Source organism: Allobacillus saliphilus (assembly GCF_018138385.1).
In the GTDB taxonomy this organism is placed as follows: Bacteria; Bacillota; Bacilli; order Bacillales; family Alkalibacillaceae; genus Allobacillus; species Allobacillus saliphilus.
The window spans coordinates 17,569-39,908 of sequence record NZ_JAGSIE010000006.1 but is presented as its reverse complement, the minus strand read 5'-3'; the positions used below and the strand labels follow the sequence as shown (position 1 = coordinate 39,908).

The 22,340-nt window shown below is 39.1% G+C and carries 22 protein-coding genes; 2 read left to right on the top strand and 20 right to left on the bottom strand.

Annotated features, from left to right (window positions below; all coding sequences use genetic code 11):
• The 20 genes from fliJ to ylqF form a co-directional block, all read right to left on the bottom strand.
• A complete protein-coding gene (fliJ, locus tag KC820_RS01865) occupies positions 1-441 on the bottom strand; it encodes a flagellar export protein FliJ (protein ID WP_212367481.1) in 441 nt (146 codons plus the stop codon).
• Positions 442-446: 5 nt separating this feature from the next.
• Positions 447-1,757 carry a flagellar protein export ATPase FliI gene (gene fliI, locus KC820_RS01860; protein ID WP_212367479.1) on the bottom strand — a complete coding sequence of 437 codons (1,311 nt, stop codon included), beginning with the start codon at positions 1,755-1,757 and terminating at the stop codon, positions 447-449.
• On the bottom strand, positions 1,747-2,517 hold the full coding sequence (gene fliH / locus KC820_RS01855; protein WP_212367477.1) for a flagellar assembly protein FliH: 771 nt from the start codon (positions 2,515-2,517) through the stop codon (positions 1,747-1,749). The genes fliI and fliH overlap by 11 nt, the downstream gene beginning before the upstream one ends.
• Positions 2,510-3,523, bottom strand: coding sequence for a flagellar motor switch protein FliG (gene fliG, locus KC820_RS01850; RefSeq protein ID WP_212367474.1), 1,014 nt, complete (start codon positions 3,521-3,523; stop codon positions 2,510-2,512). The genes fliH and fliG overlap by 8 nt, the downstream gene beginning before the upstream one ends.
• Positions 3,524-3,535: 12 nt before the next feature.
• Positions 3,536-5,113: a flagellar basal-body MS-ring/collar protein FliF gene (gene fliF, locus KC820_RS01845; protein WP_212367472.1), complete on the bottom strand. Its 1,578-nt coding sequence runs from the start codon at positions 5,111-5,113 to the stop codon at positions 3,536-3,538.
• 76 nt (positions 5,114-5,189) lie between these two features.
• The gene (gene fliE, locus KC820_RS01840) at positions 5,190-5,468 is read right to left on the bottom strand and encodes a flagellar hook-basal body complex protein FliE (RefSeq protein ID WP_212367609.1); all 279 of its coding nucleotides are present in this window, start codon (positions 5,466-5,468) and stop codon (positions 5,190-5,192) included.
• A 59-nt stretch (positions 5,469-5,527) separates the two neighbouring features.
• On the bottom strand, positions 5,528-5,986 hold the full coding sequence (gene flgC, locus KC820_RS01835; RefSeq protein ID WP_212367470.1) for a flagellar basal body rod protein FlgC: 459 nt from the start codon (positions 5,984-5,986) through the stop codon (positions 5,528-5,530).
• A gap of 2 nt (positions 5,987-5,988) precedes the next feature.
• Positions 5,989-6,378: a flagellar basal body rod protein FlgB gene (flgB, locus tag KC820_RS01830; protein ID WP_212367468.1), complete on the bottom strand. Its 390-nt coding sequence runs from the start codon at positions 6,376-6,378 to the stop codon at positions 5,989-5,991.
• Positions 6,379-6,914: 536 nt separating this feature from the next.
• A complete protein-coding gene (codY, locus tag KC820_RS01825; protein WP_212367467.1) occupies positions 6,915-7,694 on the bottom strand; it encodes a GTP-sensing pleiotropic transcriptional regulator CodY in 780 nt (259 codons plus the stop codon).
• A 21-nt stretch (positions 7,695-7,715) separates the two neighbouring features.
• The gene (gene hslU / locus KC820_RS01820; RefSeq protein WP_212367466.1) at positions 7,716-9,107 is read right to left on the bottom strand and encodes an ATP-dependent protease ATPase subunit HslU; all 1,392 of its coding nucleotides are present in this window, start codon (positions 9,105-9,107) and stop codon (positions 7,716-7,718) included.
• A 3-nt stretch (positions 9,108-9,110) separates the two neighbouring features.
• Positions 9,111-9,668 carry an ATP-dependent protease subunit HslV gene (hslV, locus tag KC820_RS01815; RefSeq protein ID WP_212367465.1) on the bottom strand — a complete coding sequence of 186 codons (558 nt, stop codon included), beginning with the start codon at positions 9,666-9,668 and terminating at the stop codon, positions 9,111-9,113.
• A gap of 22 nt (positions 9,669-9,690) precedes the next feature.
• A complete protein-coding gene (gene xerC / locus KC820_RS01810; protein WP_212367464.1) occupies positions 9,691-10,590 on the bottom strand; it encodes a tyrosine recombinase XerC in 900 nt (299 codons plus the stop codon).
• Positions 10,591-10,991: 401 nt separating this feature from the next.
• Positions 10,992-13,064, bottom strand: coding sequence for a type I DNA topoisomerase (topA, locus tag KC820_RS01805; protein WP_212367463.1), 2,073 nt, complete (start codon positions 13,062-13,064; stop codon positions 10,992-10,994).
• Positions 13,065-13,247: 183 nt separating this feature from the next.
• Positions 13,248-14,126, bottom strand: coding sequence for a DNA-processing protein DprA (gene dprA, locus KC820_RS01800; protein WP_212367462.1), 879 nt, complete (start codon positions 14,124-14,126; stop codon positions 13,248-13,250).
• Positions 14,127-14,296: 170 nt separating this feature from the next.
• Entirely contained in the window at positions 14,297-15,202 is a 906-nt protein-coding gene (gene sucD, locus KC820_RS01795; RefSeq protein WP_212367461.1) for a succinate--CoA ligase subunit alpha, read from the bottom strand.
• Positions 15,203-15,218: 16 nt separating this feature from the next.
• The gene (sucC, locus tag KC820_RS01790) at positions 15,219-16,379 is read right to left on the bottom strand and encodes an ADP-forming succinate--CoA ligase subunit beta (RefSeq protein WP_212367460.1); all 1,161 of its coding nucleotides are present in this window, start codon (positions 16,377-16,379) and stop codon (positions 15,219-15,221) included.
• A 98-nt stretch (positions 16,380-16,477) separates the two neighbouring features.
• Positions 16,478-16,762: an EscU/YscU/HrcU family type III secretion system export apparatus switch protein gene (locus tag KC820_RS01785; protein ID WP_212367459.1), complete on the bottom strand. Its 285-nt coding sequence runs from the start codon at positions 16,760-16,762 to the stop codon at positions 16,478-16,480.
• Positions 16,759-18,624: a hypothetical protein gene (locus KC820_RS01780; RefSeq protein WP_212367458.1), complete on the bottom strand. Its 1,866-nt coding sequence runs from the start codon at positions 18,622-18,624 to the stop codon at positions 16,759-16,761. The genes KC820_RS01785 and KC820_RS01780 overlap by 4 nt, the downstream gene beginning before the upstream one ends.
• A gap of 12 nt (positions 18,625-18,636) precedes the next feature.
• Positions 18,637-19,410: a ribonuclease HII gene (locus KC820_RS01775; RefSeq protein WP_236782472.1), complete on the bottom strand. Its 774-nt coding sequence runs from the start codon at positions 19,408-19,410 to the stop codon at positions 18,637-18,639.
• Positions 19,411-19,466: 56 nt separating this feature from the next.
• Positions 19,467-20,315 carry a ribosome biogenesis GTPase YlqF gene (ylqF, locus tag KC820_RS01770; RefSeq protein WP_212367457.1) on the bottom strand — a complete coding sequence of 283 codons (849 nt, stop codon included), beginning with the start codon at positions 20,313-20,315 and terminating at the stop codon, positions 19,467-19,469.
• Positions 20,316-20,468: 153 nt separating this feature from the next.
• Here ylqF and KC820_RS01765 point away from each other — a divergent pair, with 153 nt between their 5' ends.
• Positions 20,469-21,668 carry an iron-containing alcohol dehydrogenase gene (locus KC820_RS01765; protein WP_212367455.1) on the top strand — a complete coding sequence of 400 codons (1,200 nt, stop codon included), beginning with the start codon at positions 20,469-20,471 and terminating at the stop codon, positions 21,666-21,668.
• A 21-nt stretch (positions 21,669-21,689) separates the two neighbouring features.
• Complete coding sequence (gene trhA / locus KC820_RS01760; protein WP_212367454.1) at positions 21,690-22,325, top strand: PAQR family membrane homeostasis protein TrhA; 636 nt, start codon at positions 21,690-21,692, stop codon at positions 22,323-22,325.
• Positions 22,326-22,340 lie beyond the last annotated feature (15 nt).

Below are 22,340 nucleotides of genomic sequence, written 5' to 3'. Positions count from 1 at the left end.
CTATCTCGTACGGAAGTATTGTTGCACAGAAATTTCATCCATGAAGTCAGCTTCTTTTTTCTTTGCAAACTCTTTTAATTCTTCTTTTTTTAGTTGAAAGAGCTTTTCAATCTTTTTCATTTCAAGATGGGCTTCTTTCAATTGTTGTTCTTTTTGTTCCATGTTGACTCGTGCCTGGTGCACTTTTGTTTGGAGTGCTTTCTCTTCTGTTTCAATCCGTTGAATCGAATCATGCATTGTGTGTATGTATGTAACCGTTACTCGTTCTTTAAGTCGATTGTCAAATTGTTCTTGGAGCGTTTCTTTCTTTTTTAGCAACTGGAAAAGCTGTGTCGCTTGTTCTTCAAAATAATCGATTGCTCGTTGATACTGCGCTTGAGCTTCGTTCACTTCTTTTTCGCGAATATGGCAAATCTTTTCAATCGAATGTATTGTGTTCATGATCATCAACCTTTCAAGATTTGGCTAAGTTCGCTCAGTGATTGTGTAAGATTGCTGTCTTCATTTATGTTTTGTTCAAGAAAAGACATAATTTCTGGATAGTAATAGATTGCTTCATCTACCTTTGCAGAAGACCCTTTTTTATATGCGCCAATTTGTATCAGCTCTTTATTTTCCTCATATGTAGCTAACAGGGAACGTAACTTTTTAGCCAATTCAAGATGTTCATCTCCTGCGATTTTTTGAATGAGACGACTGACTGACTTAAGAACGTTAATTGCTGGATATTGACCTTGCTCAGCGAGTCGACGATCCAAAACCAAGTGTCCGTCTAACAAACCTCTAACCGCATCAGCAATCGGTTCATCCATATCATCACCGTCAACCAATACAGTGTAAAAAGCGGTAATGCTTCCAGTTTCACCAGTTCCTGTTCTTTCCAATAACTTAGGTAACAAGGCAAATACACTCGGTGGATATCCTTTTGTCGTTGGTGGTTCACCACTAGCCAATCCGACTTCCCGTTGAGCCATTGCAATCCTAGTTAACGAGTCCATCATTAAATTGACATCATATCCTTGGTCCCTAAAGTATTCACTAATTGCTGTTGCTGTATATGCCCCCCGGATTCGTTGTAAAGCCGGCTGGTCGGAGGTTGCAACAACGACAATAGATTTAGCCAACCCTTCTGGTCCTAATTCTTGCTCAATAAACTCTCTCACTTCTCTGCCGCGTTCTCCGAGAAGGGCAAATACGTTAATGTCAGCATCACTATTACGTGCTAACATCCCGAGCAGCGTGCTTTTACCAACTCCACTGCCAGCAAAAATTCCTAAACGTTGCCCCCTACCAACTGTCATACACGTGTCGATCGCTTTAATTCCAGTCGATAATACTTCATCGATTGGTGGTCTAGCCAGTGGGTTAAGCGGTTCTTGTTCTGTTTCATAAGGAATAAAATCACTTGGTAAATTAGATCCATCTAATGGGTTACCTAAACCATCCAGCACTTGGCCGATCAGTCCTTCTCCAACCTTTACTGTCAGTGACCGATTAAAGGATTCTACTAAACTTCCTGGACCAATCTGGTTTGTTTGTTCATATGGCATCAATAACACATGTTCGTTTTGGAAACCGACAACTTCGGCTAATATTGGCTCTTTTTCATTCGTTGCAGAATGAATATAACAAACCTCTCCAATATTAACTGCAGGGCCTTTGGATTCAATTAACAAACCTACATTTCGGTATACTTTTCCATATCGTACAATCGGATCAATTTTATGTAGTGCCTCAACGAATCGCTTAACTTCCACGCTGTTGACTCTCCTTCACTAGCTGCAACAATTTCTCTTTCACCTTACTTAATTGTTTATCAACACTAGCATCGATTTTTCCAAAAGGAGATTCGATCAAGCAAGCATAAGCTGAAAGTTCTTCATTTGAGAAAACACTGAGCTGTCCCTTACCTGATAAAATCCTTTCCAACTCTTCCTGTTGATTTATGACGAGTTGATAAGTTTTCGGGTGTACATAAACATGTACTTCTGGTTGATCAGATACTTCATTGACTGTTTGCTTCACAAGCTGAATAAAGCGGTCTTCGTTCAATTCAAATGTTTCATGAATAATTTTCTCAGCAATTTCTACGGATAACGTTACTAAGTCTTCTTCTGCATCAGAAAGCTTTTTAAGGTATGAAGCTTTCGTTTGTCTAACAACATCGTTTGCCTGGTCAATTAGCGACTGATATTGTTCCTTCGCTTGTCCAAGACCTTCCTTTTTCCCCTCTTCGTAACCCGTTTGTTTTGCTTCTTGATGTGCATGCTGGATAGAAGTTTTCGCTTCTACATATAGTCGTTCTGCTTCCTGCTTGGCCTGGTCTATTAATTGTTCGGCTTGTTGTTTCGCTTGTTCGACAATCTCTTCTGCAGAAACTTTTTTTTGTTTGATTTGATCTTCGTAAGTTAATTCGTTTTCTGCGTTTGTATCACGTGTTGGTTCCTGAAACGTACCGATATGAATCGGCCTTCCTGTAAGTTGTTTATTTGACGGATAACGAAAAACATTAGACAATGATGTCATCTCCCCCGCCTCGAGCAATGACTATTTCGCCCATATCCTCTAGTCTTCGGATCGTACCTACAATTCGCATTTGCGCTTCTTCAACATCCTTCAAACGAACAGGACCCATATATTCGATCTCATCTCGAATCGTTTCGGACATTCGTTGAGACATATTCTGAAATACGAGGTCTTTCACTTCTTCACTAGCTACTTTCAAGGACATGATTAAATCCTGATTCTCTACATCTCGAATGACACGTTGAATGGCTCGATTGTCTAAAGTGACAATATCTTCAAACACAAACATCCGTGTTTTGATTTCTTCTGCCAATTCAGGATCGCGGATTTCTAATTCATCTAAAATCGTACGCTCCGTTGATCGATCGACACCATTTAATATTTGGACGATTGATTCAACACCACCTGTTTCAGTGTAATCTTGTGTAACAGTGGATGATAAGTTCTTTTCAAGTAACTGTTCAACCTCTTCAATAATCTCAGGCGCCGTTGAATCCATAATTGCAATCCGTCGTGCAATATCTGCTTGCTTGTCCTCGGGCAATTCCGATAAAATTTGAGAAGCTTGCTCTGATTCCAAATAAGACAACACGAGAGCGATCGTTTGCGGGTGTTCATGTTGAATAAAATTGTAAATTTGAGTTGGATCCGCTCGTCTAGCAAAATCAAATGGTCGAACCTGTAAATTAGTTGTTAACCGTGATAGGATTTTGGAAGCTTCATTTTCTCCCAACGCCTTCTCCAAAACGGTTTTTGCATAACCAATTCCACCTTGTGAAATATAATTTTGTGCAAGAGCGATTTGGTGAAATTGATCCAAAATCTCCTCTTTCTGTGCTGGGTCTACTTTTTTGACGGATGAAATTTCTAATGTAAGCTGCTCAATTTCCTCTTCAGTTAAGTGCTTATATACTTGTGCGGAAATATCTGGACCCATGGAGATCAGCAATGCAGCAGCTTTTTGCTTACCGGTCAACTCTTTTTTCTGCGTTACCAATACAGACTCCCCCTAATCCTCTGAAATCCAGCTTCTTAATAATTTAGCGAATTCATCTGGTTGCTCTTTTGCGAGCTGTTCAAGCTGCTTTCTTTTGGCTGTTGATTCTGTTTGTTTCTCTTCGATCTTGAAATCTTCAAGATCTGGAATTTCTTCTTGATATACTTCCTCCACAACTTCCTCTTCATTTTTATTGCGGAATAGTAAGAATAAAAGTAATAGAATAGCAATAATCAAAATACCACCGACAATATATAACCATGTTGGAATGCCGGTTTTTGGAGATTCTAAACTTCCTTGTCTTGAAAACTCCTGAAATACGACAGAAATATTATTTAATGGCTCCTCGATCTCGACATCCGCGGATATCGATGTGTTCACAATCGAAGAAAGAATGGATTGAATATCTTCTTCAACTGCAGCCTGCTCTGCTGCTGTCAATGTAACCGTTTCACCATTTTCGATCGTAGAATTATCAACAGCTACTTGTATACCAATATCACGTACTTCATAAGGACTCTCAACAATCTCTTTTTGAATTCGGTTAAATTCGTTGTTAATCGTTTCCCGAACCATTTCATATTCTGATTGTCCTTCGCCTTCCTCAACTCCCTGGAGTTCAGGAATATCTGTATCTCCCTCAACTAAAGGGAATCCATCATTACCTGTATATGTTTCTGTGATCCGGTCAACGCTCACAGGTAAACCTTCCATATTTTCAAGATCTACCGGTTCGACTAACTCTTCGATTCGGTTTTCTTGGGTGAAATCAATATCTGTCGTTACTGATACGACAACTTTGTCTTGACCTACCATTGTTCCGAGTAGACGTTGGACACGACGTTGAATGTCTTTTTCTACCTGCTCTTTAACTTCCTGATTCTGCACATATGTATTTCCGTAACCATTTGTTGAATTATTTATATCTAAATAGTTAAAGTTTTGGTCCATGATGACGATATTATCTGTAGGGAGATTTGGAACAGCTTTGGATACTAGATGATATAACCCTCTTACTTGGCTTTCTGAAAAATTATAGCCAAAGTCGGTCTCCAACACGATTGATGCAGATGAATCCTGCATTTTCTCTCCGACGAATATCGTTTTATTTGCGCGATTGATCAGGACTTTCGCCTGGTTAATCCCGTCAATATTCTCAATCAAGCTTGCTAATTCAGTTTGTAAGGCATCGACTTCAATGATTTGTCGCTCTTCATCAGTCATACCCCAAGAAACATTTTCGGAAAAAAACGAGTAATCGATATTTCCGCTATTTGGGATGCCCTTTGAGGCAAAATCTACTAACAACGAGTCGGATTGTTCTTCTGGAACAAGGATCGATGTCCCGCCATCTGTCAATTCGTATGTAATACCGCGCTCGTCTAATTCTGCTTTTAATTGACCGACTTCTTGATGTGACAAATTGCTATATAAAGGCGTCATTTTTGTTGATGTCATAAAGTATGTAAGTATGATGATGAGAAGTATAAATACCGATAGTCCACCAATCAGCCATGTTTTTTGTGATTTTGAACTACTTTTCCATCTCTCGGTCAACTTTTCACGAAAGCGTTGAATGGATTGATTCATTTTTGTCCCCCAACTTCCATAAATCTCTCTATCTATTCTGGATCGACTTTACTTAGACTTTTACTAGATTATAAGATTAAATTTGCATTCGCATAACTTCTCTGTATGCCTCAATCACTTTGTTTTGAATTTCTGTGGCTGCTTGTAGAGTGACCCCTGCTTTTTGTGCTGTAATCATCACATCGTGTAAGTCTACATCTTCGCCACGGATTAGTTGATTCGTTTTTACATCTGATTTTGTTTGTAAATCATTTACATGATTAATTGCGTTTTTTAATTGTTGAGCAAATTGGTCTTTCGCTTCAGCGGTAGAAATATTGCTGGTTTTTTCTCCACGTGACATGGCCAACTTCATTGGACTGTTCGATTGCTGCAACGCAGACAGTTGGATTGGATCCATTATTTAAATCCCCCTTATTTACCGATTTCTAATGATTTCATCAAGATTCCTTTTGAAGCATTTAATGCAGTTACATTTGCTTCATACGCACGGCTTGCTGTCATCATCCCCATCATCTCTTTCAATGGATCGACGTTTGGCATCATCACGTAACCTTCGTCGTTAGCGTCAGGATGATTTGGATTGTAAACTGGATTAAATGGTGTCGGGTCTTCGTTAACGGAGTGGATGGAGACACCTTTTCCTGTGTTTATGTGCTGCTTTCCGATCGCTTTATGTAAAAATTGATTAAACTGCTCGCCTTTCGCTGTCTGGGTAACGATTTTTCTTCGGTATGGTTCCCATTCGCCAGCTTCATTCAACCGTGCCCTTGTTGTTTGTTGATTTGCAATATTATCTGCGTGCACATCCATTTTGAACCGATTTGCAGTTAATGCACTCCCACTAATATTGATGCCATCAAACATTCCCATAATTAACGACCTCCACCTAGGACTGTACGGATTGAATTGAATTTCCCATTGATCCGTTCAGTCAACGCTTCATAATAAAGTTGGTTTTTCGATAATTCAGCCATTTCCTTATCTAAATCGACACTGTTGCCATTATGGTTATATGTATGGTTCCGATTTTGTGTAATTTTTATCGTAGATGATTGTTGATCGAAAGGAATATGTTTCGGATGAGTCCTAAACGTTTCTAATTTCGATTGTTCTTGTTGTAATTGGGATTGGAACGATACTTTTTTTGCTTTATAATTGGGCGTATCCACATTCGCGATATTATTGGCGATAACTTTATTTTTTGTGGACGCATAATCAAGTCCCTGTGCCAAATGATTAAACGTATTATTAAATAGCTTCATCAGATTCCCCTCTTTCGAACATATATCTATGAATTTCTAAACCAATCGACAATCATTACAATTCAATTACTTTATTATTACACAAATCGAGGATTAAAGACATATTCTGTCCAATACTTTCCTAGTATTTCGGCAAAAATAAATCGAAAGTTCTATATAAAGATGAAATTTATGAACAAAATGACCTTCGATCTCTCCTGATGATCTTTTTGTTGATACAAGTATGAACGAAATTTATAACAAATTTAGTAATTGGGTTCTAAGTCAAATGTTAAGGATGGTACAAAAACTTTAAAGTTGACTGAGATACGAACAATCTAATTTAGTGTGTCGGAAATGCGCGCTACAGAAATATACTGCGCTTTTACCCATCGGTCATCATCAAAACCTACGCTGAGTCATGCATTTATCCCAACAAATATTTTAAAGCCAGTAATTGAAACGAATAATATATTCATTTATCGTTTCATGACTTATACAAAAAAATACCCCTTGAGTCATCGAACTGACTTAAGGGGTACTTTATATTAATTTAATTACATTGTTTTCTTTTCAAGCTCATTCAAGAATTTATCGTTCAATACTTTAATATACGTACCCTTCATACCTAGGGAACGGGATTCAATAACCCCCGCACTTTCCAATTTACGTAGCGCGTTAACGATAACGGAACGAGTAATACCTACTCGGTCTGCAATTTTACTTGCAACCAATAATCCTTCTTTACCATCAAGCTCTTTAAAGATATGCTCAATCGCTTCCAGTTCACTGTATGAAAGGGAATTGATCGCCATTTGAACAACAGCTTTACTACGAGCCTCTTCCTCAATTTCTTCAGCTTTATGGTGTAATATTTCCATTCCTACAACGGTTGCACCATATTCACCAAGTAGTAGATCGTCATCTTCAAAAGATTCCTCTACTCTTGCCAAAATCAATGTTCCTAGTCGTTCTGCTCCACCAAGAATCGGAACAATCGTTGTTAATCCTTTCTTGAATAGATCTTTGTTTTCAACAGGGAAAGCAGTGTATTCACTGTTGATATCAATATTCGATGTTGTTTCTTGGATATTGAATAAGTTACTCGTATATTCTTCAGGGAATTGTCTTTCTTCAAGCATTTGTTTCATTCGGTTATTCTCAATTTCTTCTTTGATCGCATAACCTAATAATTTTCCTTTACGGCTTACTACATAGACGTTTGAATCAATGACATCTTTTAAAGTACCCGCCATGTCATTGAAGTTCACCGCGTTTCCTTGTGTTTTTTGTAACATTTGATTGATGACTCTCGTTCTCTCTAGTAATGATTTCATTTTTAAATCCTCCTAATTTTTTTATAAAATGTATTGTGATAGGTCTTTGTTTTTAACAATCGTTGTTAGCTTTTCATCAACATAATGATCGGTAATCTCGATCTTTTCCATTGTGATGTCTGGTGCTTCATAAGATAGATCTTCGAGGAGCTTTTCCATAATCGTATGAAGCCTTCTTGCTCCAATATTGTCTGTTTCCTGGTTAACTTCATAGGCGATTTCTGCAATTCGTTTGATTGCTTCATCTGTAAATTCTAACTTTATATCCTCGGTTTCCAACAAAGCTGTATATTGTTTGATTAATGCATTTGATGGTTCTTTCAAAATATTGATAAAGTCTTCGATAGCCAGCTTGTTCAATTCGACTCTTATTGGAAATCTTCCCTGTAATTCAGGAATTAAATCAGAAGGTTTCGCCATATGAAAGGCTCCTGCAGCAATGAACAGCATATAATCGGTTTTAACAGTGCCGTACTTCGTAACAATCGTTCCGCCTTCAACAATTGGCAAAATGTCTCGTTGGACACCTTCTCTGGAAACTCCCGCTTGCTGATCATCTTTACCACATACTTTATCAATTTCATCGATGAAGATGATTCCTGATTGTTCGGCATGCTCTATTGCTTTTTGATGAACTTCATCCATATCGATTAACTTTTGTGCCTCTTCATGCGTCAGTATTTCCCTTGCTTCCTTCACAGGCAGTCTGCGCTTTTTCTTTTTCTTTGGAAGCATTTGACTGAATGCGTCTTGCATGTTCATCCCCATTTGTTCCATACCTGAGCCTTGTAGTGCATCAAACATGGATGGCGTTTGTTCTTCAACTTGAATCGTAACCATTTGATCTTCTAACTCACCAAGTTCCAATTGATGCTTAATTCGTTTTCGTTTATCCGCCACTTCATTATCTTCTTCTTCGTGTTCTTGCGGTTCCTGATTTTGCTGTTGACTAAATAACATCTCGAAAGGATTGGATACATTCGACTTCTTTTTCTTCTCCGGCACGAGTAGTTTCACAAGTCGGCGGTTCGCTTGCTCTCTCGCTTCTTCTTGGACTTCGATCATTTTTTGTTCTTTTACCATACGAACACTCATATCCACTAAGTCGCGAACCATCGATTCAACATCTCGCCCGACATAACCAACTTCGGTAAACTTAGTAGCCTCCACTTTAACAAAAGGCGCATGGACAAGCTTAGCAAGTCTTCTTGCCAATTCTGTTTTCCCTACTCCTGTTGGACCGATCATCAAGATGTTTTTCGGTACGATCTCTTCTTTTAATTCATTCGGAAGCCGCATGCGGCGGAATCGATTACGAAGCGCGACAGCCAATGCTTTTTTCGCATCTTGTTGGCCAATGATGTATTTATTTAGCTGATTTACAATTTGCTTCGGGGTCGCCGTCCTACTCATTCATCATTCTCCTTTTTCACCAAGTGTCTCAACGACGATTTGATCATTTGTAAAAACACAAATTTCACTTGCAATCTCTAATGCTGATTTAGCAATATTTTCGGCATCATCGATATTTCCATAACGTTTCAAGGCACGACCAGCGCTTAATGCAAAGTTTCCACCAGAACCAATCGCCAGGATATCGTCATCAGGTTCAATCACTTCACCAGTACCTGATACAAGCAACATGTTTTCAAGATCCATCACAATGAGCATCGCTTCAAGCTTACGAAGAACTTTGTCACTTCTCCACTCCTTGGCGAGTTCGACTGCTGAACGTTGAAGATTTCCTTCATACTTTTCAAGATACGCTTCAAATTTCTCGAATAACGTAAATGCATCAGCAACCGAACCGGCAAATCCCGCCAATACTTTTCCGTTATGTAGTTTTCTAACTTTACGGGCAGTGTGCTTCATCACAACTGCATTTCCGAGTGTCACCTGGCCATCACCGCTCATCGCTGCCTTTCCATTGTGTCGAACGGCAAAGATCGTTGTTGCATGAAACGCTTGTGACATATTTATCACTCCTATATTTCAATTAAGCTCTTGGATGTGCATTATCATAAATTCTCTTTAGATAATCCTTTGTCACATGTGTATATACTTGGGTAGATGATAGGCTTTCATGACCCAATAACTCTTGTACAGACCTCATATCTGCACCTTGGTTCAGTAAGTGCGTCGCAAATGAATGACGCAACTTATGTGGGTGGATTTTTGAAGTCAGGGCTGCTTTTTTAAGCATACGATTCAAAATATAACGAATTCCACGGTCGGTTATCGGCTCTCCTAAATGATTTAAGAACAAAGCGTTATTCTCGTTTTGTGATTTACTCTGAAGTTTTGGCCTTGATTCATCGAGATATTTTTTTAATTCCATTTCAGCAAAAGAACCAAAAGGTACGTATCTTTGTTTCCGGCCTTTTCCGAAAACGAGGAGAAGGCCAGCTGTAAAATCAACATCTTCAATTTTTATGCCAACGAGTTCAGTCACACGGATACCAGTTGCATAAAGTACTTCTAAAATCGCTCGGTTTCTTTGGCTAATCGGAGTCATTCCATCTTCCGCTGTAAACAGTTGATCCATTTCCTCATCATAAAAAAACTGAGGAATTTTTTTATCCAATTTTGGCATCGAGACATACAGGAAAGGATTTTGTTCAATAACTTCTTCTTTTTCTAAGTAGTTGAAGAAAGAACGTAATCCAGATAATTTTTTCGAAACGGATTTCTTTGATAATTTATCTCGGTATAATGTCGTTAAATACAAACGGATTTCCACGTGAGTGATTCGATTGATTTCACCAATAGACTCTACCGCTAAAAATTGTTCAAATTGCTTAATATCCGTTACGTATTGTTGAATCGTCAACTTAGATGTGTTTTTTTCTACACGCATATAATCTTCAAATGCTTGAACCCATTGTCCAAATATCATGGATAGCCACACTCTCTTATTTAAATCGCTTAAATCTTATCAAAATTTTTTAAATTATTCAACAATTAACACATCGTCTTCACAAATTTGTTGAATTTAGGACCTGAACAATCACCAATAAATGATGATGAATGAACTGTGCTACCCAGTACCTTTTCATTTAAATCCCGAAACAATAAGTTTTCTCTTTGTTTATGATGTAAAGGAAAACTTCTTACCACTGAGTAATTCTATAGGAATGTGAATTGTGTGTCAATTTAAATAAACTCTCTCTATACACTTTTCACAATTTAGATAAAATTTAATCACAAAACCGACTTATTTTTCTAAAAATAGGTATTATTAACCAAAAAAACACTGTTCCTACACTGGAATCCCAGAGAAGGAACAGTATGAGGTGATTATTGCACACCTTCTTTGTAATCGCAATTCGTACACGTTATTTGTGTACCTTTTTTCTGTTTCTTTTCTACCAATAATGACTCACATTTTGGACAAGGGCGATCGATTGGTTTATCCCATGATACAAAATCACATTCTGGGAATCGATCACAACCGTAAAATGTTCTTCGTTTCTTACTTTTACGTTCGACGACTTGCCCTTTTTCACATTTCGGACACGTTACCCCAATTTCTTTAAGAATCGGCTTCGTGTTACGACAATCAGGGAAGTTGGAGCATGCTAAGAACTTTCCATAGCGCCCCATTTTATAAACCATTTCATGGCCGCACTTCTCACAGTTGATTCCTGCAGGTTCATCTTTAATTTCAACTTTTTCAATTTCTTCTTCAGCTTTTTCTAAACGCTTCTCAAAGCCTTCGTAGAATTGACCGATTACACGACGCCATTTTTTGTCACCGTCTTCGATTCCATCCAAATCGTTTTCCATGTTCACCGTAAACTCGATATCTACGATCTCTGGAAAATACTCCTCTAGTAAATCATTGATGATTCCACCAAGCTCTGTCGGGATAAATCGTTTGTTTTCCAATTTGACGTATCCTCGGCGCTGGATTGTATCCAACGTTGGCGCATAAGTTGACGGGCGCCCAATACCTTTTTCCTCCATCGTTTTCACAAGTCTTGCTTCAGTATATCTTGGAGGTGGCTGTGTGAAGTGTTGTTCCGGTTCAATCTGACTCGCTGTAGAATGGCTTCCTTCTTCTAATTCCGGAAGTAATTTTTGCTCATCCTTTTTCTGATCGTCCGTACCTTCTACATATACCTTCATAAAGCCTTTAAACTTCACTTGTGAGCCCGAAGCTCGGAACTCGACATCGTTATTCAACAAGTGCGCTGTGACAGTGTCTAGTACCGCTGGTGCCATTTGGCTGGCTACAAAGCGTTCCCAGATCAACTTATATAGTTTGTATTGATCATTTGATAGTTTCGGTTTAATCGCTAATGGTTCTTTAGAGACAACTGTCGGCCTAATCGCTTCGTGTGCGTCTTGTGTTTTTTGTTGTGTTTTCTTCGCCCGAGATTTACCGAGGTATTCCTCACCGTACTTACTTTGAATTAAGTTTATTGCTTCATCTTTTGCAGTATCCGAAATCCGCGTCGAGTCTGTACGCATATAGGTGATCAAACCAGTTGTACCCTCTCGACCACCAAGATCGATTCCTTCGTACAATTGCTGAGCGATCATCATCGTTTTCTTAGCTCGGAAGTTCAATTTTCGGAATGCTTCCTGCTGTAATGATGATGTAGTGAATGGTAAGGAAGGGTTTCTTCTTCGCTCACGCTTGTTCACTTGGTCGACTTTGAAGTCTTTTCCGCTCAACTGATTCAGTATTTGATCGACATCTTCTCTCGATTTTAGCTCTTTCTTTTTCCCATCCACACCATAAAATTTCGCTTTAAATGTTTCACCGCTGTGGGAAAATTCAGCTTCAATTGACCAATATTCTTCAGGTGTGAAATTGTTAATTTCATTTTCACGGTCGATAATCAATTTGACGGCAACTGACTGAACACGTCCTGCACTTAATCCTTTTTTAATCTTTTTCCAAAGTAATGGACTAATATTGTATCCGACAAGTCGGTCCAGTACACGTCTTGCCTGCTGAGCATTCACAAGATCCATGTTGATCGACCTTGGCTCTTTAAATGAATCCTTTACTGCGTCTTTTGTAATTTCATTAAAAACGACACGGCAGGCTTCATCCTCACCTATTCCTAAACTATTAGCCAAGTGCCATGCAATTGCTTCCCCTTCACGATCGGGGTCGGCAGCAAGATAGACTTTTTTCGCCTTCTTGGCTGACTTCTTTAAGTCGTTTAAAATGGGACCTTTTCCTCGGATTGTAATATACCGTGGTTCAAAATCATTATCGACATCGACACCTATTTGACTTTTAGGCAAATCAATAACGTGCCCCATTGAAGCCTTTACCTTATACTTCTTTCCTAAATAACGTTCAATTGTTTTTGCTTTCGCCGGTGATTCGACGATCACTAAGTAGTCCGACATATATTCAGTCCTCCTGCGAGGTTTTCTATTTTAGTTTATTTTTTAAAAGTCTAGTCAATACACTAATTGACCTTTCACATGTATTATCCGTATTCTGCGTTGATAAATCTCATTCATTATTAAATACTTTCTACCTGTTTGTCAAACCGATTTTTCATTTTTTGGTTCTTTCAATGAAAATTCTTAACTTATTTTGTTCCACCAATCCATTAAGTCTTGCGGGCTTGTAATAGGGATTGCTCCCTCCTGCAAAAGCTTAAGGCAACCTTCTGCTTCTGGCAAGAAAATTGAATCAGGAACAACAAAAACATCCTTCCCTTGCTCAAGTGCCTGGTCTGCAGTAATCATTGTCCCACTGCGTTTAGTGGCTTCAATAATCAATGTCGCTTGACTCAGCCCGCTAATAATACGGTTTCGTTCAGGAAATTGCCAACGATTCGGCTTCACATCAGGTGGGTACTCGGTCAATAACAAACCATTTCTCTCAATTGCACGATACAACGACGTATGGGCCTTCGGATAAATATGATTGAATCCAAAAGCTAAAACAGCAATGGTTTTCCCTTGTTGATTTAATGTCAATTGGTGGCTCATTCCATCAATTCCATAGGCGAGGCCACTGACGATTGTGACAGATTTCTCGATGAGTGGGGGAAGTAATAAATTTATTTTATTTTTTGCAGTGGAGGAAGGTTTTCGTGAACCGATCACACTTAAATGAATACCACGAAGAAGACTACGATTTCCTCGTGCATAAAGGATTAATGGGGGATCTGGTATGGTAGCTAAAGAATGTGGATAATCAGTGTCATAAATTGTTATCGGGCGTAACATGCTATATTGTCGAGCGGATCTTTGTCGTTGAGGACGATTTCTGAAGTGTTCATATAGTGATTTGGCTTCATGGGTTGTCAATTGAAGTAGTTGGATGAGGTCTTTCCAATGGAGTGTATGCAATCGTTCGAGTGAAGGGTCTGTCAATAAATAATTTTGCACTTTTTTTCGTGTTATTTTTGGATGAGATAGCAAATGATACAGTTCAAATGAGGGGTTTATTTGCATTGAACAGTGGCTCCTTTGAGGGTAGGTATTATTTAATTTTAATAAAACACAAAATACGCTTGTGATTGTAATCTATAAAACTTGGATTAGTAAATGCTGGGGAAATTTGAAGGTTATTTCGTAGAATAATAGTTGAGCCCAGACGATTCATCTGGACTCAACCTAATTACTTATTGAACCGTTTTACATTTTTCGGCAAGTCCTTTTTCTTCAAGAACTTTAATCATTGTTTCACCAATATCTGCTGGTGTTTCAGCTACAGCAATTCCGCTTTCTTTCATAATGCGTTTTTTCTCATCTGCTGTACCTTTACCGCCAGAGATAATCGCACCAGCGTGGCCCATACGTTTTCCTGGAGGAGCTGTAGCACCACCAATGAATCCAACGACTGGCTTCGTCATATTCGCTTTCACCCACTCAGCAGCTTCTTCTTCAGCTGTTCCGCCGATTTCACCAATCATGACAACTGCCTCTGTTTCTGGGTCTTCATTGAAAGCTTTTAGTACATCGATGAAATCTGTTCCGTTTACTGGGTCTCCACCAATACCGACAGCTGTAGATTGACCATAGCCTTCTGTTGAAAGCTGATGAACCGCTTCATAAGTCAATGTACCAGAACGGGAAACGACGCCGATGTGGCCTTTTTTGTGGATATAGCCTGGCATGATGCCGATTTTAGATTCATCTGGCGTGATCACACCTGGGCAGTTCGGTCCGACAAGACGAGTTTTCGAACCTTCCATCGCTCTTTTAACTTTAACCATATCCAAAACAGGAATATGTTCAGTAATACAAATAACCAAATCCAATTCAGCGTCTACAGCTTCTAGAATTGCATCTGCCGCGAATGGAGCCGGTACGTAAATGACTGAAGCATTCGCTCCAGTTTCTTTAACCGCTTCTTCAACAGTATTAAAGACAGGTACTCCCTCTACTTCTTGTCCACCTTTACCTGGTGAAGTACCGCCGACAATTTTTGTACCATATTCAAGCATTTGTTTCGTATGAAAAAGGGCTGTTGAGCCTGTGATTCCTTGAACAATAACTTTTGTATCTTTATTTACATATACGCTCATGTTCGACCGTCCTTTCTTATTTGACTAGAGATACAATTTTATTTGCACCATCAGCCATTGATTCTGCTGAAGTAATATTCAATCCAGATTCATCCAAAATTTTCTTCCCTTGATCAACGTTTGTACCTTCCAAACGAACGACAAGTGGCATTTCAAGACCAACTTGTTTTGTTGCTTCGACAACACCTTCAGCAATGACATCACACTTCATAATTCCACCGAAGATATTGACAAAAATTCCTTTTACGTTTTGGTCAGATAGAATAATCTTGAATGCTTCAGTTACCTTCTCAGTTGTAGCGCCTCCCCCAACATCAAGGAAGTTAGCCGGTTCGCCGCCATAATGCTTGATAATATCCATTGTAGACATTGCAAGACCAGCGCCGTTTACCATACAACCGATATTTCCATCTAGTGCTACATAGCTTAAGTCATATTTGGAAGCTTCGATTTCTTTTTCATCTTCTTCGTCCAAATCACGTAGCTCTTGAATATCCTTCTGACGGAATAATGCGTTATCATCAAAGTTCAATTTCGCATCAAGCGCAATAACCTCACCGTCACCAGTAGTTACTAGTGGGTTGATTTCAGCAATTGAACAATCTTTTTCGACAAATACTTTGTAAAGGCTCATCATAAACTTAACAGCTTTACCAACGTATTCTTTCGGGATGTTCATATTGAAGGCAAGTCTTCTTGCTTGATAAGGGCTTAGACCTACAACTGGGTCAACAACCTCTTTGAAAATTTTCTCTGGCGTTTCAGCTGCCACTTCTTCAATTTCCGTTCCGCCTTCTTCCGATCCCATCATAACGACACTGGAAGTAGCACGGTCAAGGACAACACCTAGATAGTATTCATTCTTGATGTCGCATCCTTCTTCAATCAATAAACGTTTAACTTCTTTTCCTTCTGGGCCAGTTTGGTGTGTCACCAATGTTTTGCCTAGGATTTCGTCAGCGTATTGCTTCACTTCATCTAGGTTTTTGGCGATTTTGACACCACCGGCTTTCCCGCGTCCACCAGCGTGGATTTGTGCTTTAACGACTTTCACATCTGTCGTCAATTCTTTTGCAGCTTCAACAGCTTCATCAACAGAAAAAGCTACTTTACTATTTGGAACTGCCACATTGTACTCGCGGAAAATTTCTTTCGCTTGATACTCATGAATGTTCATGTTACATCCTCCCATCGATAATATCTCTAGCTATAAGAAAACCATGCTGGTCTTATTATACATAAAAAATTGTATCATTCAAAAGAACATTCGCCAAATTACTTGGTTTTTGTCATTTTTTGATCAATTCGATAAATATAAGCGAATACTTCGGCGACGGCTTGATATAATTCTTCCGGTATTTTTTCATTAATATTTAAGTGGCTCATTAACTCAATAAGCGCTGGGTCTTCGTGTACGGGAATATCTTCAGTAGCTGCTCGCTGCAATATTTCTTCAGCTAATAAGCCCTGGCCTTTTGCAATGACTTTTGGTGCTGCTTCCGCTTCACCATCATAACGTAGAGCAATGGCTGACTTTCGATTTGGCATAAACTTTTTCATGCTTTAAAATCAATCCCCTCACCTTGTTTTAACGAAGTAGAAGGAAAAACATCCATAGGAAGCTCTTTTGATTTTCCTTGCAACTCTTTCAAATGAAGGCCAGTGAATTGATAATCTACCCCTTGCAGACCAACTCTCAAATTCTGCTCGTAATGATGTACGATTGAACGAATCGATTTAGGATCTTGATGATAGATTGTTACATCGACCATTCGATTAATCACTTGCATATCAATAATGATATTGCTTAGATGTGGAAGATCTAAATAAAACATAATTCGACATTGTTCTGGATGAATCGTACCATCTGCTTGTTTTTTCCCTTCAAAGTCCATCCAAAGATCTTCATTTAACCCTAGCATTTCTTTTGGCAGTTGTGCACTAAACTGAATAAAATCACGATTAGCTTCCATCGATAGATGCATCGCTTGAAGAGTCTGTTGAATTTGTTGAGCCGCTGCTTGGAAAGATATTGAAGAGGTCTGACTTTGCACTTGTTGAAGCTGTGATAAAATACTCGGAAAATCACTCGACCTTCCCTTTCCACTCTCCACTTGGGTTAATTCCATAAAGCTCGACAATTTCGCCATAACCGTGGGCGCATTGACACTTGATAACTGCGTCATTCCTCTAAAAAATAAAAGTGCACGACTTTGTTCCCCATCTGTTTGTAAATGGAGTAAGCTCGTCAATGAGTTCAGCAATTGTGTTCCATTCGTTGTGCGTAGGAAGCCAGCTACGTCCGTGGACCGTTGCTGAATAGAATTCGTCAATTGGTCCAACGCATTTTGCTGCTGGATAGGTAGTTGTTTTTTCAAATTAGCCAAAAAAGTCCCTTGCAGTAAATTGTTAACAATCCGTACTTGTTCTTTTGTGGTGGCTCCGTTGTTTCGAATAGATTGCAAAATATCGACAACGGTTTGAAGATTTTTGCTTGAATTGCCTAATTGTTGGCTCGCCAGCTGTTGAATACTTGCCGAGATTTTTTCACCCGTTATTGAAAAAGGTAACGACTGGGTCTGACCATTGAGCAATTGATTGCCAGACGGTTGAAATCTGATTGATTGAGAAGCAGCCCAAGATCTAATATGTGCTGACCATTCGGCATAACTCGTTTGATTAGGTATAACTCCGGCTTTTTTGAAAAGTTGAAAGGTTGTCTGCGATCCACTCCCAACTTCTTTTAATGCTTGAAACAAGAATGTATGTAGTATTTGCTTGTTTGAGCGCTCACCTCGAAACAATTGCAGAGAGGATGCAAGTTGGATTTGATTCACGGTTTGTTGCTTACTTTCCATCATTTGGCTTTCCAACTGCTGAATGACTTGGTTAATTGATATGGGTTGATTCAAACGCTTCGATAAAGACTGATAGACTTGTTCTGTCAACGGCATACTTCGAAGCAACATCTCCGACAGGATTGTCGCTCGCGTTGTAAATGCATCGTTTTTACCCAATGCAAATAATTGCCCAAGGGATTCCTTCGACAGTGGAATTTGTTGTTTCATCAACTCGTGCAATAGCGCTTGGTCAGCCTTTGTTAGCTTTAGACCGAGCGTTTGCATTAACACGTTGATCCGTTCAGCAGGCTCATTTGCCGGTTTTTGTGATAGTACTTTCATTTTAATTGCGGGAGATGTTTCCATCACTTGCATTAAATACTTTTGGTTGGCATGAAGTTCCGTATCAATTTGACCAACGATCTGCTTCCCACTCATTTGCATCAAGGCACGGTTTTCAGGTAAGAACTTGATAACGCGTGCGGGAAGTATTTGTCCAGTCCGAACGGTCAATTTAGAAGAATCCGTCCGAGACAAACGGATTGATTGAAAAAGTTGATTAATTGGATTCGGTTGCATCACTTTTTTCCTCCGTTAGACAAATTGATTTACTGGGGCAAAGCTCTTCCGATGATAGGGAGTTGAGCCGAGTGTTTTTAACGCCTCCAAATGTTCTCTCGTTCCATAACCCATATGTTTCTCAAATCCATAACCTGGATAATCAGAAGCAATATCCTTCATCATCCGGTCTCTCGTGACTTTTGCCACCACACTCGCTGCAGCAATTGAGATGCTTTTGGCGTCCCCTTTAATGATTGATGTTTGTGGATAATTGAGATCAGGCAGTTTCATTGCGTCAATTAACAGATGTTCTGGTTGAATCAATAACTCATGGACCGCCCGCTTCATTGATTCCAATGATGCTTGATGGATATTCATCAAGTCGATTTCCGTCGGACTTACTATACCTAAGCCTACTGCAATTGCTTGATCCGTAATAACATCAAAAAAGGATTCACGCTTTTGTTCGCTTAGTTTCTTGGAGTCCGTCAAACCCGGTAAATAAAAGTCTTCTGGTAAAATAACGGCCGCAGCAACAACCGGACCGGCAATCGGACCACGTCCGACTTCATCAATGCCAGCGATTAACTGCACCCCTTGTGATTTCAACTTGTTTTCATATTGCATCATTTCATAAAAAGCTTTTTTCAATTCTTGTTTCTTCAGTTGTCTTTTTTCAAATTGTTCTAGAAGTTTTTGAACACCAACACGTTCGTCATTTTTAATATGAATAAGCCATTCATCCGACACATGGTCACTGAATAGTTTTTCTTTAATCATCGTGATCGTTTCTTTTGTTTCTTTCATCGGTCTCACCTACTACTGAATTCTTGTTGATTATATCGGTTAGTCTATTTTTTTGTTTATACGTGCAGCCGGTCCATCGTAATTCTTCCAAGTTTACCAGAACGAAAATCACGTAAAATGACATCGGATGTTTTTTCATAATCGACAACACCGCCAGCTTGGAGGCATCCTCTTTTCTTTCCGATGACATCAAACCAAGTGACGACATCTTCTTCTGATAGATCGAGGCCGTATCTTTCTTCAAGCAAAGTCGGATAATGTTCTTTCAAAAATTTCAGTAGAAAAACGACAACTTCATCCAAATGAAGAATTGTATCTTTAATGGACCCAGTCGTTGCCAGTTTATACCCTACTTCTTCCTCCTCAAATTTCGGCCATAAAATTCCTGGTGTATCCAACAACTCAAATTCACCGCGAATTTTAATCCACTGTTGCTTTTTCGTTACACCTGGCTTGTCACCGACTTCAGCTCGTTTTTTATTCGCCAGTCGGTTAATTAATGTCGATTTACCAACATTCGGAATCCCGATAATCATCGCCCGGATTGCACGCGGCGCCACCCCTTTACTGGCACGTTTATCATTGACACCTTGACCTAATTCTTTTGCTTTATGGATGAGCTCCTCAATATCTTTTTTCTGGTTCACATCGACAGATAATGCAATATTGCCTTCCTCTTCGAAATGATTCACCCATTGCTCTGTAATTTTTGGATCAGCTAAGTCACTTTTCATTAATACAACCAGTTTCTGTTTTTCTCCAAGAATTTCTTGAAGCATGGGATTCTGTGAGGAAATCGGCGTTCTTGCATCGACTAACTCAATCACAAAATCAACAAGCTTTAATTTTTCTTGTACTTCCCTTTTCGCTTTGGCCATATGGCCCGGATACCACTGAATTTGCATTGTTCCACCTGCCTATCTTCTCTGACTGTTACTTCTTTCATTATAAGGAATTTCAGCTCGTTTGCCTAACTATATTAGTTAGTAAAGGGGTCGTGTATAATAAATAAATAATTAATTCTTTTCAGAAAACAATTGAAGAAAGCGGTGTTTAAAATGTACCAACTATATTGTCGTACATATCAAATGGTTTTGCGTTCGGTCTCAAAATTCCTTCCTTGGAGAGAACCAAGAGTTTTCTCTAGAAACAACGGCATCAATCAACTTGTTCCGTTTCTGATTGAACATAAAATGGAACGTTTGTTGTTGGTAACCGATAAAGATATTTCAAAAATTGGATTAATGAATCCTTTTCTCAAACAAATGGAAACAGAGAACATATATCCTTTTATCTATGATGGTACGGTACCAAACCCGACAATCACAAATATCGAAGAAGCATACACTATGTATAAAGAAAATCATTGTCAAGCCATTATAGCATTTGGGGGTGGTTCACCGATTGATTGTGCGAAAGCCGTTTTAGCGAAATTAGCTAGACCTAATCTACCACTTGCCAACATGCGTGGACTGATGAAAATCCGAAAGAAAACAAGCTTTCTCATTGCTGTGCCAACAACCGCCGGAACAGGTAGTGAAGCGACTTTAGCGGCAGTTATTTCAGATCCAGATAGCAAAGAGAAATATCCGATCATGGACCCCGTATTGATTCCAGACGTTGCTGTATTAGACCCAGTGTTAACGAAGAATTTACCACCACACTTAACAGCCACCACTGGGATGGACGCCTTGACACATGCCATCGAAGTTTTTATCGGAAAAAGTACAACAAATGAGACACGAGAAGCGAGCAAAAAAGCAATTCAACTAATTTTTGAAAATATATTTATTGCTTATAAAGATGGAAGTAACCTTGAAGCAAGGAAAAACATGCTCGATGCCTCTTACCTGGCTGGTTTTGCATTTACCCGCTCTTATGTCGGTAATGTGCACGCAATTGCTCATACGTTAAGCGCATTTTACAACACGCCTCATGGGCTGTCGAATGCTATTATCCTGCCATATGTGTTACAATACTATGGAGAAATAGTCTATGAACAACTCGCAGAACTATCAGAACTTATACAAGTTAGCGAACACACCGATCCAATTGATGAAAAAGCTAACCGCTTTATTGAGGAAATTAAACGATTGAATCATCGAATGCATATTCCTGATCATTTCTCAGAAATTAAAACGGAAGATTTACCACAAATGATTGCCCGCGCCCACCGGGAAGCAAACCCTTTATATCCTGTGCCCAAAATATTTACGAAAAAAGACCTTGAGCAATTGTATAAAGCTATTAGTGGGTAACCGAGAAAGGAATGGTTCACCATGGATACAACACACACATTTACAAAAAAAGAAGAAGTGGTCAATGCGATCACCCACGGCATTGGCATCTTACTCAGTGCTGCTGCGTTGGTCTTATTAGTCATTATTGCAGCAATTAATGGAACGGCTTGGCATGTCGTCACATTTTCAATATTTGGCGCCTCAGCAATCGTTCTTTATACCTCATCAACATTGCTACACAGTTTAAGACCAGGACGTGTTAAAGATGTATTTGAAATTTTAGACCATTCGTCTATTTATTTCTTTATTGCTGGCACATACACTCCATTCGTTTTAATTGCTGTAAAAGGTGGTCTCGGCTGGACACTCTTTGGAATTGTTTGGGGTCTTGCAATTGCAGGGACTGTCTTTAAGATCTTTTTCGTGAAAAGATTCATGCATGTTTCCACGTTGCTTTATATTTTGATGGGATGGCTAATCGTCTTAGCGTGGAGTCCACTCTCAGCTTATATGACAACAAGTGGAATGCAACTTCTTGTCGCAGGAGGACTTCTTTACACAGTTGGTGCTATTTTCTATATGTGGAGAGGTTTTAAATATCACCATGCTTTATGGCATTTATTCGTCCTAGCCGGATCGATTACACACTTCTTTTCAGTAGCTACTTTAATCTAAATTATTTAAAGCCCA

Coding starts and splice junctions, on each gene's coding strand:
- fliJ (WP_212367481.1), bottom strand. CDS start 441: ATGAACACAATACATTCGATTGAAAAGATTTGCCATATTCGCGAAAAA.
- fliF (WP_212367472.1), bottom strand. CDS start 5,113: ATGAATCAATCCATTCAACGCTTTCGTGAAAAGTTGACCGAGAGATGG.
- fliE (WP_212367609.1), bottom strand. CDS start 5,468: ATGAAGTTGGCCATGTCACGTGGAGAAAAAACCAGCAATATTTCTACC.
- flgC (WP_212367470.1), bottom strand. CDS start 5,986: ATGGGAATGTTTGATGGCATCAATATTAGTGGGAGTGCATTAACTGCA.
- flgB (WP_212367468.1), bottom strand. CDS start 6,378: ATGAAGCTATTTAATAATACGTTTAATCATTTGGCACAGGGACTTGAT.
- codY (WP_212367467.1), bottom strand. CDS start 7,694: ATGAAATCATTACTAGAGAGAACGAGAGTCATCAATCAAATGTTACAA.
- hslU (WP_212367466.1), bottom strand. CDS start 9,107: ATGAGTAGGACGGCGACCCCGAAGCAAATTGTAAATCAGCTAAATAAA.
- hslV (WP_212367465.1), bottom strand. CDS start 9,668: ATGTCACAAGCGTTTCATGCAACAACGATCTTTGCCGTTCGACACAAT.
- xerC (WP_212367464.1), bottom strand. CDS start 10,590: ATGATATTTGGACAATGGGTTCAAGCATTTGAAGATTATATGCGTGTA.
- topA (WP_212367463.1), bottom strand. CDS start 13,064: ATGTCGGACTACTTAGTGATCGTCGAATCACCGGCGAAAGCAAAAACA.
- dprA (WP_212367462.1), bottom strand. CDS start 14,126: ATGCAAATAAACCCCTCATTTGAACTGTATCATTTGCTATCTCATCCA.
- sucD (WP_212367461.1), bottom strand. CDS start 15,202: ATGAGCGTATATGTAAATAAAGATACAAAAGTTATTGTTCAAGGAATC.
- sucC (WP_212367460.1), bottom strand. CDS start 16,379: ATGAACATTCATGAGTATCAAGCGAAAGAAATTTTCCGCGAGTACAAT.
- KC820_RS01785 (WP_212367459.1), bottom strand. CDS start 16,762: ATGAAAAAGTTTATGCCAAATCGAAAGTCAGCCATTGCTCTACGTTAT.
- KC820_RS01775 (WP_236782472.1), bottom strand. CDS start 19,410: ATGAAAGAAACAAAAGAAACGATCACGATGATTAAAGAAAAACTATTC.
- ylqF (WP_212367457.1), bottom strand. CDS start 20,315: ATGCAAATTCAGTGGTATCCGGGCCATATGGCCAAAGCGAAAAGGGAA.
- KC820_RS01765 (WP_212367455.1), top strand. CDS start 20,469: ATGTACCAACTATATTGTCGTACATATCAAATGGTTTTGCGTTCGGTC.
- trhA (WP_212367454.1), top strand. CDS start 21,690: ATGGATACAACACACACATTTACAAAAAAAGAAGAAGTGGTCAATGCG.